Consider the following 9,830-nt stretch of genomic DNA (forward strand, 5'->3'; position numbering starts at 1 on the left):
CCTTCGAAATCCCCATAGTCCAGCGGATGATCCTCGACATGCACGGCCAGGCGCTTTTCGCCTGCGACGAGGCTGGGCCCCTTGGTGACCGCCCAGCTTTTCAGGACGCCATCCAGTTCCAGGCGGAAATCGTAATGTAGCCGCCGGGCATCATGCTTCTGGACGACGAAGCTGTGCCCTTCGGTCCGGGCCCGTTCGCCCACCGGTTCCTGTGTGCGCGTGAAGTCGCGCTTCTGGCGGTAGGTGTCGAGCGCCATCGTTCAACCTGCCCTGCGGCGGCCATGCGCGGGCCGGGAGCGGACTCCGGTCTTTTTACGACGGGCCGGCTGGGCGGAAGCTTTGGCTGTTGTCACGCCGGCACTTTCGCGCAGGGCATCCATCAGGCTGACAATCCTGCTTTCGGCCGGGCCGGGCGGTGGCGCGGGCTTTTTGCCCTTCAATTTGGCTTCGACCAGCGCGGCCAGGGCGGCTTCGTACCGGTCGTCGAATGCCGAGGGGTCGAAATGGCCTTTCTTCGTCTCGATGATATGGGCCGCCAGATCCAGCATTTCCTGCGGGAGCGGGTGGTCGGGAATATCGCGGAACGCATCGTGCGCCGAGCGCACCTCGTCGTCGAAATTCAGGGTCGGCGCGATCAGGATGCCCTCATGGGCCCGGATGAGCAGCGTGCGTACACGACGGAACAGCACCGTGCGGGCCAGCGCCGCCACCCTCTGTTGCGCCAGGCTCTCGCGGATCAGCACGAATGCTTCTTCCGCCTCCGGTTCTGCCGGGCCCAGATAATAGGGACGATCCAGATAGACGTCGTCGATCTCGCCGCAGCGGATGAAGGCGGAGACTGCCAGTTTCTTGTCGCTGTCCGGGACGGCGGCCGCGATCTCTTCCGGATCGAGTAGCACGACATCGCCGTTCCTGGTCTCGTAGCCTTTGACCTGATCGTCGCGTGCCACCTCTTCGCCGGTCTCGCTATCGACATAGTGCCGATGCACGCGGTTGCCGGTCGCACGGTTGATCAGGTGCAGGGCAATCCGTTCGGAGGCCGAGGCCGCCGCGAAAAGTGCAACCGGGCAGGTCAGCTTCCCGATCGCGAGAGTTCCCTTCCAGCTTGCCCGCGAGGCCATGGTGACATCCTCATTGCCGAATGAACACCAGAGCAACGCATTGAGATGGGCATGCGTTGCGGCCCCGTGAGCCACCGGCAGGGAGGTGCTCCTGCGCGCCCCCCTGCCCCCGCGAGGTTTTTAGTGCCCCGGCTTGTAAGGCTCCGATTTGCTGCACAGCCGCTTTGCAAGTGCTGCGATGCCCCCCACGACAGCCAGTCCGATGGCCACGCCGGCCAGCGTGCGGACGATGCCGCCGGATTTGGCCACGGCATTGCTCTTTTCGAGCCGTGCCGCAGTTTCGCCCAGCAGCACGGAGACCTGCTGCGCACGCTCCTGCGAATCCCCGATCTTTTCCAGGACCTTCTTGTTCAGGTCGTTGGCCTGGCTCACGGCCGTGTCGCCGAGTTCCTGAAGGCGCTTGGCGGTCTTGCGCAGCGCCTTGGCGCCGTTCTTGGCACCCCACGATTTGAATTCGGTCCGCAGTGCTGTGTCGGCCTCCCGCAGATCGGCGCCGAGTGTCTCGAGATCCGAGCGAAGCCGTTGAACCTTATCGTAAATATCTGCCACATTATTTCTCCTGTTATGCGCGCCTGTATCAGGCCGCGCTGCCGTTATCCGCTACCAGCGCCGTGCGCAGCTTCTGTTCAGCCTCGGGCGAGAGCGATGTCTGGATGAGATGCGGGTGGCCGCTCAAAGCCCGGAGATGGCTCACGACCTTCTGCGGCTCCACCTTACGCACCAGGACGAAGAGTGCGGAGGTGCCCGGCTTCAGGGTCGCACCGACGCTTTTCATGAAGTTGTCATTGATGCCGAAATCGGTCATGGCGCCCCCGATGGTACCCGCCGTCCCGCCAGCCACCGCGCCAACGGCGAAACCGGCCAGAGGGTTCAGAAACACCAGCCCGATCAGGGTTCCAAGCAGCATACCGCTCCACACACCGTCCACCGCCCCGAGGGCCACCGTATGCACGGACTGGTCGAGATGAATCTTTCCATCATCCGTTCGACGGACGACCACCGCGTCATCGACATCAACGAGATATTCGTTTTCGAGTTTCCATATCTCCTCGCGGGCAAGTGTCGCGCCGTCGAGCGTATCGAAACCGAGAACCACAAGGTCGGACATGGAAGCCTCCTGTGCCACATGGGGCCGCCCCGGTGGCTGCCCCCCGTACCACGAAAGCAAACGCCCAATCGCCGGGTTCCGCAACTGCCTTGCACGCAGCCCAGCCTCACCGTACTGCCGGATCGCCCTCCGGCGGGTCCGGCGGGCTGCGCGGGGAACCGCCTGATGGATTTGCGGTCGTCGGCCCGACGATCCGGTTGATCGAGGGACTGGTCTTCCGAACGCTTCTGGGGAAGGACGTGGAGCGACGGTTCTCGGGTTGTGAGCCACCATCCACATCGGCGCGGCAACAGATTGGATCGGGCACAGACAGGCTCTGTTCGGCGTCTTCCCCGCCGGACCGGCCACAAGGGCGATCAGGCTTTCCATGCCATTGCAGGATCGGTGCGACTGGGTCGCCCGGTTTCCCTGTGGCCGGCAAGCCGGATCACATCCCCAGCGACCCCGCCGGCCAGCCCGATCTTCAGGTCATACCAATGATCATTGCGGGCGATGTCGATCATGACATCGACCGTTCCGCGCGGGGGCAGCATGATTTCACGCTGTTCCTGACCGTACAGGTCCGTCATCACGACCGTGCGCGCCGCCGCCTCCCGATTGCCCAGCCGCAGCATGATCGCATCGGTGGACGCATCGGCCCGCAAGGCCGCGCTCAGGCCGCTCCCGCTATCGAAGCGCCGATAGAAGCCATTGGGGCCGTGCACCGTAACCGGCCCACCCTCCGACAGCATGACAGTGTGCTCGTCTCCCGCCCCGATCGTATAATGCCGCACGCCATCGCGATCCCGCACCCGGAACACGGCGCCCTGCGTGCCGGCGCACGCCATGCGCAGCCTTCCGCTTTCCTCGATATCGGCTTGAAGATCATATGGAAGGGGCCGGGCCGGACGAGTACCTGTCTCCTGCCGGGGAAGAACCTGCGGGTCGGGAATGACGGGCGGCGGCAGGCGGCAGGACGCCCGCACGCGGGCCGGATAGGCCGATGTGTCCGGAAAGGCCGCCGGCCAGAGCGGTTCGCTGCGCGTAAAATCAAAGGCCGACGTCAGGTCTCCGCACACAGCCCGGCGCCAGGGCGTGATATTCGGTGCCTCGACACCGAAGCGCGCTTCCAGAAACCGCAGAACGGACGTGTGATCGAAAACCTGCGAATTGACCCAGCCTCCGGTACTCCATGGCGAGATCAGGAGGGCCGGAACGCGCGGCCCCAGGCCGACCGGCACACCGGCGTATATCTCACCCGCCACTGGAACGGTGCTGCCGCCCTTCGCCGCTTCACCAGCGGGAACCGGAGGGGGCACATGATCGAAAAAACCGTCATTTTCATCGTAATTCAGGATGAAGACCGTCTTCGCCCACACTTCGGGGTGGCGCACGAACACGTCCATCAGGCGCGAAATCAAAAATTCGCCATAACCTGGGGCCGCGTCGGGATGCTCCGAAAGGGCGGTCGGCGGCACGATCCACGATACCTGCGGCAGACGGCCGCCTGCCACGTCCCGTTCAAAGGCCTCGACCAGATACCGACCATCCGAACTGGTCATGTTCGCATGGTTGGACCCGGCTACGATCTGCCGCGCACGTCGATATTGCCATGATCTGCGATCCAGATTCCGGAACGCCGCGAAGGACGCAATCGGATTATCGCCGAAATTGTCGTATTCCTGATAAATCTGCCACGAGACACCCGCGGCCTCCAGCCGTTCGGGATACGTCGTCCAGCGGAAGGGCGCGAACGACGCATGGTCACGCGCCATGTCGGCGGTCCAGTTACCGTCATCGACATTCTCGACCACCTGCCGCCCATGATCGCCAACCGCGAGCCCGCTGGTACCGGTGAAGAAATAGAGGCGGTTTGGATTGGTCGGTCCGAAGATCGACGCATGATAGGCATCGCAGATCGTAAATGCATCGGCCAATGCGTAATAATAGGGAATCTCGGCACGGGTGAAATAGCCCATCGTCATGGCTGTCTTGCGCGGCACCCAGACGTTCCAGTCATCCCACGCTGCCTGCGTCCCCTTCCAGCTATGATCGAGACTGGCCAGGCAGGCGCTCGACGTATGGTCGGTATCGAAACGGAACGGCAGCACATGCCCACCCTGACCGTCCGGCTGGGCGAAGATCGAAGCACCGTCCGGCTGCGTTTCGGCCCTGGGGTCGCCATATCCCCGCACCCCGTTCAGGCACCCGAAATAATGATCGAATGACCGGTTTTCCTGCATCAATATCACGACATGCGCGACATCCGCGATCGTACCGGTCACGCGATGCGGCGAAATGGCCAGTGCCCGACGCAGATTGTCGGGCAGCACTCCCCCGGCCGCCAAACCGGCGCTCCATTGCAGAAAACGGCGACGGCCGGAGGAGACAGACATCAAACGCCTCAGAAATGCTTGCGAAGAGTAAAGAACACCATGCGCGGTGCCCCCGCCTGCAACGTGGCAAACGTGTGCGTGGGATCGTTGAACACGAACCCGTTGGAGCCGACCGTCGCAACGTAGCGCTTGTCGAACAGGTTGGTGACGTTCACCTGGGCATCGACACCGCGCAGAACCCAGTTATCGCTGTGGAACCGATAGCCGACATTCAGATTGAAGATATCGTTCGACGGGACCCAGGCGTCATTGGTGTAGGTATAAGTACGCTTGTCCTGGAACTGCATGTTGACATTGCCCCAGATCGAGCCGTCGTCATACCCGAGCTGAACATTGGCCAGATTGCGCGGCATGCCCACCACGTCTCTGCCGCGGGTATAATAGGTCGTACCGCCGCTATTGACGTTATCATTATATTTCGAGTCGTTGAAGGCATAAGACGCATAGATCGACCAGTTGGGCGCGAACTGGTAATTAAAGGCCAGATCGACACCGCGCGCCGTAACACCGCCGACATTGGCCAGCGCCGACGCATTGCCCTGCACGCCCGTTCCCTGCGTAATCGTCAGCAGCCGGTTCTCGAACTCGATGTAATATCCGGTGATCGACGCCTGGATATTGTGATCGTGGTAACGATAGCCGACTTCCTCGGAATACGCCATTTCCGGTTTCAGCTTGTTCTTGATCGCCTCATAACCTGCGATCGTCGTGGCGAAGGGGCTGGTGGCACCAGTGTTCGAATTGTCGAACGCCGCCATGTTCCGCGCAAAATCGGCAAACACTTCGTTATGCGTGTTTACGCGGTAATTGGCGCCGACCTGCGGCAGGAAGCCGTTACTCGACTCGATCGAGCCTGACGGGTAACCGTCGGCCCCTTTCACGCCGAAGATATTGCTGCCGATCTGACGCGCCCGGTTATCCACAATCAGGGAACGGAAACCGTAATTCAGTTTCAGGGCCGGTGTGATCTGCCACGTATCCTGCAGATGGACCTGGTAGGTCTTGGTATTGAACGCCCCCTGCCACTGGGTGGCGAACCAGTTGTTCTTGTACCAGGCGATGCTGTTCGGCGTTCCGTCCAGGCCGAGCGGGTAGAAGCGGCGCGCCTGTTCGAAATCGTCGTTCTCGAACCAGAAGCCACCTTCGATCGTGTGATGGCCGGCCTTGTAGGTCAACCCGCCCATGAAGCCTTCGCGATGGATATCATATTCCGTCGTGCGGACCGACAATGGCGATCCACCCAGGGCCGCCGGCGTCGCCTGATACGGCGTGGCCCACACGCCCTCGCCGCTGTTCGTATGCCCATAGACCGTCGCGTAGCCCTTCAGGCGATCGGTCAGATCGAAATCGAGCCGTCCGTAGCCCAGCGCATCCTGGCGGAGGCCGCCGGCATTGTAATAGACGAAATCGGGATAGCTGCCGTAATTGGTGTTGCCGATCCCGGCAGGGTAAGCCGTGCCGTGTTGATAGGCATAACCGATCTGCTTCGCCAGATCATAGTTTCCGGTAATATTGTCGACCCGGTAACCATATTTCTGGATCGTGGCGAGAGACAGGTCCTGATAGTCGTTTTCATGTCGCAGCGACCAGTCGCCGAACAGGGTCAGCTTGACATGTTCTCCCAGCGGCTGGACGAACTTCGCATTGGCCTGCTGCTGACGCTGGACGCCGTCACCTTTCCACTTGTTGGCGTCCTGGTAGTCATAGGAAACATAGAGCTTTCCACCACCTGGCAGAACGCCGCTATTGACGCGCATGAAGGTACGCCAGGTTCCGGACGAACCGACCGTTCCGGCGACATCCACACCGAATTTGTTGCTCGGATCGATCGATGTAAATTCCAGTGCACCACCGAGATTGTTCGACGCCGCGACGTCAAGCGAACCGGCACCCTGCGACAGGGTCGCGCGGCCGTTATTTTCCGTCTGGAGCGCACGGCCGATCGAAAGCCCGTTATCATTGGCATATGCCAGGTTGCCCAGCGGCACGCCATCCATGGTAAAGCCCAGCCGGCTCTGGTCGAACCCGCGAATGATGATCTGCTGCGACCATTCATATGACCCCAGCGGGTCCGACGACGTGAACATGACGCCGGGCAACTTCGAAAGAGCCTTGAAAGGACTGGTGCCGGGCACATATTGCTGGATCGCCACATGCGACACAGTCTGCGTCTCACGCGCGGCACCGGCACCGAGCACGACGATCGCCTCGTTCTCGCTCGCGACATGCACAGCCGGGACAGGCACGGCAGCCGGACGCGCCACAATCGGAGCCGACGCGGCCGGCTGGGTCGGAACAGGCTGTTCACGCCCCGTGCGCGCGGGGGCCGTTGTATGCGACGCCGCGTGATGGGCCTTGTGTCTGGCATTCGGCGATGTCGCTGCGCGTGCCGTCTGGTGTGTCATGACCGCGGTCAGACAGGTAGTCACGAAAAGGATGGCACTCTTCTTCATATCGCTCCGTCCTGCTTGCCGTACGTCCTCATGACGCCGCTTGTGGATGCGAGCGATCTCATAAGATTGGCATTCCAGACGGTCTTGTTATGTTTTGATGACAGGCACGTATTATTTGCGCCAGTCGTTCTATTTGTTTTTCACCATGTTTTTTCGGCAACAGTTCCATACAATTCTGACAAAAATATTTAATTTTTGTGCAAAAAAGATGAAACAAACATCCTGCGCGCTTCCGGTCGCTTCGTTGCCGTCAAAGACGAATCGTCCCGGTCCGCCACACCCGTTCTCATGCGAAATGAGAAACCGGCCGTAGCCAACGCGGCGCCGAAGAATCGTGGTCATGCTGCACCGCTTGCCATTTTCAGCCTGCCGGTCAGACCGACAATCGGTGCCATCTCCCGGCCGGACGGACGTTCATGACCCGGATGGCCGGGATCAGCGTCGCACGGATGGCGCGGGCACGGTCTGGCCGATGGCGATTTTCCCTTGCCTGCCGTCGGTCATCAATTTCCAACGGGAGGAAGATCGACCCGCACCACGATATCTTTCAAAGACTTATCAGGAGATGGAAAACGCTGCATAACGATAGGGTCATGGCCGGGAATAATTCTGGACATATCTCCATCCGCCAGATGCATGATCTTATCGAATCCCTCCATCATCTCACGCAGATCGACAAATGCACAAACAGGGTGGCGGTCGATAACATTCTTCTCGTAATGACAGGTATCGTTTGCCAGGATGACCCAGCCGCGCGCCGTCTTCACACGGACAAGCTGCTGACCCGGCGTGTGGCCACCAACGAGATGAAGCTCGATGCCCGGCACCAACTCGGTCGATCCATGAAGGATGTTTACACGTCCGGCGAAAATCAGGTCCACCAGAGCGTGGACATCGCTCGACTCCACCGACCCACCTAGATTGGGATTGGCGCTGGACATCATCGAACTGGTTACAAATTCGATCTCACGCTGCTGAATATGGAAGCGTGCGGAATTGAAACAACCCATGTTCCCGGCATGATCGTAATGCAGATGGGTCAATATAACGTCATCCACCTGGCGCGCGTCAAAGCCACATAGAGACAGACTCTCCACCGGACAGCGCAGCAATGTTCGACCGCGACGACCGCCCGTTTCTTCGCGAAAGCCCGTATCAACCAGAATGACACGCTTTTCATTCGCGATCACTGATATATAATAATCGAACTGGATTTCTCCTGCCGGGAACAACGGCGGTACAAAAAACGTTTCCCGCCTCATGTTCGTCGTCGCGTATTTGATTACGAAAATCTTATACGTATCATCACTACTCATTATCGTGCTTCCACCATCGATTTTCTGCCCGTTCAACCGAACCGTGCATCAAGCTATGCATCCCGCTATTTTCGTGCCGAAATCGCATGCATTCTGTCGATGGGTCGATCATGATCGATCGTAAAGCCAATCCTTTTCAGCTCGGCGACCTGCTCTGAGGGTGAGAGGCGCAATTTCCGATAACGACTCTTCTGAAAAATCCATCCGGATTCTTCACGAACGTGAACCAGATCGTTCACAATGACGCATTCTGGCTCATATTCCAGCACGCACGTCATGACGCGCTGATCGTCACCCCGGACGGAGAAGAAGCGATCCAAGCCGGTCAGTTCCTGCGAAAGATCACGAAAGGTCAGAACGAAACGCCCGCCGGGCGCCAAGGCGGCATAGGCGTCGCGATAGAGTTTTGATACGTCGGACCGCTCGTCCAGATGTGTCAGCGTATCGCCCATGCAGACGATCGCATCTGCCGAATCCTGTTCAACCAGCATCGGGAAATGACGCAAGTCTGCCAGGACTGTCTTAACCTGACTGTCCGTTCTCGCCTTCTTCAGTTCCGCCAGGAGATCGGCACTCGTATCGACCGCTACGACCGCATTGTAGCCCATGTCTATCAAGGCGAATGACTGATAGCCCGGCCCACAACCAAGATCGACGGCGATGCCCTTCGGTCCGCCGTTCAACCCGAGATCGGTAAGAAGCGCCCTTTGTTCAGCGACCTTTTTCTCCAGCGGTGCCCCATTCATCCATGAGTAGTGCGCAGCCAGCAGTCGATCGTAATGGCGTTTGGCCTCGCTCATCGTCTCGTCACCATCGACGTGGATATCCTTTGTTGCATTGATTCCACTGAAAAATGTCTATCAACGCAAAAAAATATCCATCAACCCGATCGTCGGTGTCAAAGTTTTCTCAGGCTGAGTATCTCACGCGCGTCGGTGCTTCGGGGTCTGGAATCGACAAACATTCTTGTTCGAAAAGGAAAATTTGCGGAAGATCGCCAATGCCGATAGGGTGCAGCGCGGGGCGGATGGATTGTGAAGAAGCGTCCGGACGCAGGGTCATTGCGGATGGCTTTGCTCCATGGCGTGGTATAGATGGGCTTCTCGATACCCAGGCGGGCATCCGGCCCCGGATAAAAACAAAAAGGCCCGCGTTTCCGCGGGCCTTGAGGCGTATTCCTGCCGGGTGATGCCACCCTATGCCAGACGCGGGATCATTCCCACTCGATTGTTTATAATGTGGAACATTTATTCTAAATCAATAACATACATAGAATCTTAGCCCGCATTTCTCACACGATGATGTGTGACCGGTCTGACGGAGCACCGTCAGTTGGTTCCGAGCGGTTCTGATCTGTTTTCGTAACGGGAAACCGAATTTTGGGCACGCGCCATCCATGCCAGCTTTGACGGGGATCAGACGCGTGGGCATGGCGCCTTGCGGTGTCTGTTTCGTCA

General features: G+C 59.4%; 8 protein-coding genes. All 8 read right to left on the minus strand.

The genetic code is table 11. The annotated features are described in order from the left end of the window. Positions 1 to 257 (minus strand): DNA polymerase ligase N-terminal domain-containing protein (locus tag ABF821_RS17665; RefSeq protein WP_415531006.1); only part of this gene is annotated, 257 nt, incomplete at its 3' end. 3 nt (positions 258 to 260) lie between these two features. Beyond that, complete coding sequence (locus ABF821_RS17670) at positions 261 to 1,196, minus strand: Ku protein (RefSeq protein ID WP_415531007.1); 936 nt, start codon at positions 1,194 to 1,196, stop codon at positions 261 to 263. Positions 1,197 to 1,241: 45 nt separating this feature from the next. Then, the gene (locus ABF821_RS17675) at positions 1,242 to 1,670 is read right to left on the minus strand and encodes a hypothetical protein (RefSeq protein WP_182975591.1); all 429 of its coding nucleotides are present in this window, start codon (positions 1,668 to 1,670) and stop codon (positions 1,242 to 1,244) included. A gap of 28 nt (positions 1,671 to 1,698) precedes the next feature. Continuing rightward, the gene (locus tag ABF821_RS17680; protein WP_415531008.1) at positions 1,699 to 2,229 is read right to left on the minus strand and encodes a DUF1269 domain-containing protein; all 531 of its coding nucleotides are present in this window, start codon (positions 2,227 to 2,229) and stop codon (positions 1,699 to 1,701) included. Between the two features lie 356 nt (positions 2,230 to 2,585). Next, a complete protein-coding gene (locus ABF821_RS17685) occupies positions 2,586 to 4,604 on the minus strand; it encodes a phosphocholine-specific phospholipase C (protein WP_415531010.1) in 2,019 nt (672 codons plus the stop codon). Between the two features lie 8 nt (positions 4,605 to 4,612). Further along, the gene (locus ABF821_RS17690; RefSeq protein ID WP_415531011.1) at positions 4,613 to 7,057 is read right to left on the minus strand and encodes a TonB-dependent receptor; all 2,445 of its coding nucleotides are present in this window, start codon (positions 7,055 to 7,057) and stop codon (positions 4,613 to 4,615) included. A 503-nt stretch (positions 7,058 to 7,560) separates the two neighbouring features. Further along, on the minus strand, positions 7,561 to 8,373 hold the full coding sequence (locus tag ABF821_RS17695; protein ID WP_415531012.1) for an N-acyl homoserine lactonase family protein: 813 nt from the start codon (positions 8,371 to 8,373) through the stop codon (positions 7,561 to 7,563). A 65-nt stretch (positions 8,374 to 8,438) separates the two neighbouring features. Beyond that, complete coding sequence (locus ABF821_RS17700) at positions 8,439 to 9,173, minus strand: class I SAM-dependent methyltransferase (protein ID WP_415531013.1); 735 nt, start codon at positions 9,171 to 9,173, stop codon at positions 8,439 to 8,441. Positions 9,174 to 9,830: the final 657 nt, after the last annotated feature.

The sequence above is a fragment of the Gluconacetobacter sp. genome, from assembly GCF_047721585.1.
GTDB classification, from domain to species: Bacteria; Pseudomonadota; Alphaproteobacteria; order Acetobacterales; family Acetobacteraceae; genus Gluconacetobacter; species Gluconacetobacter dulcium.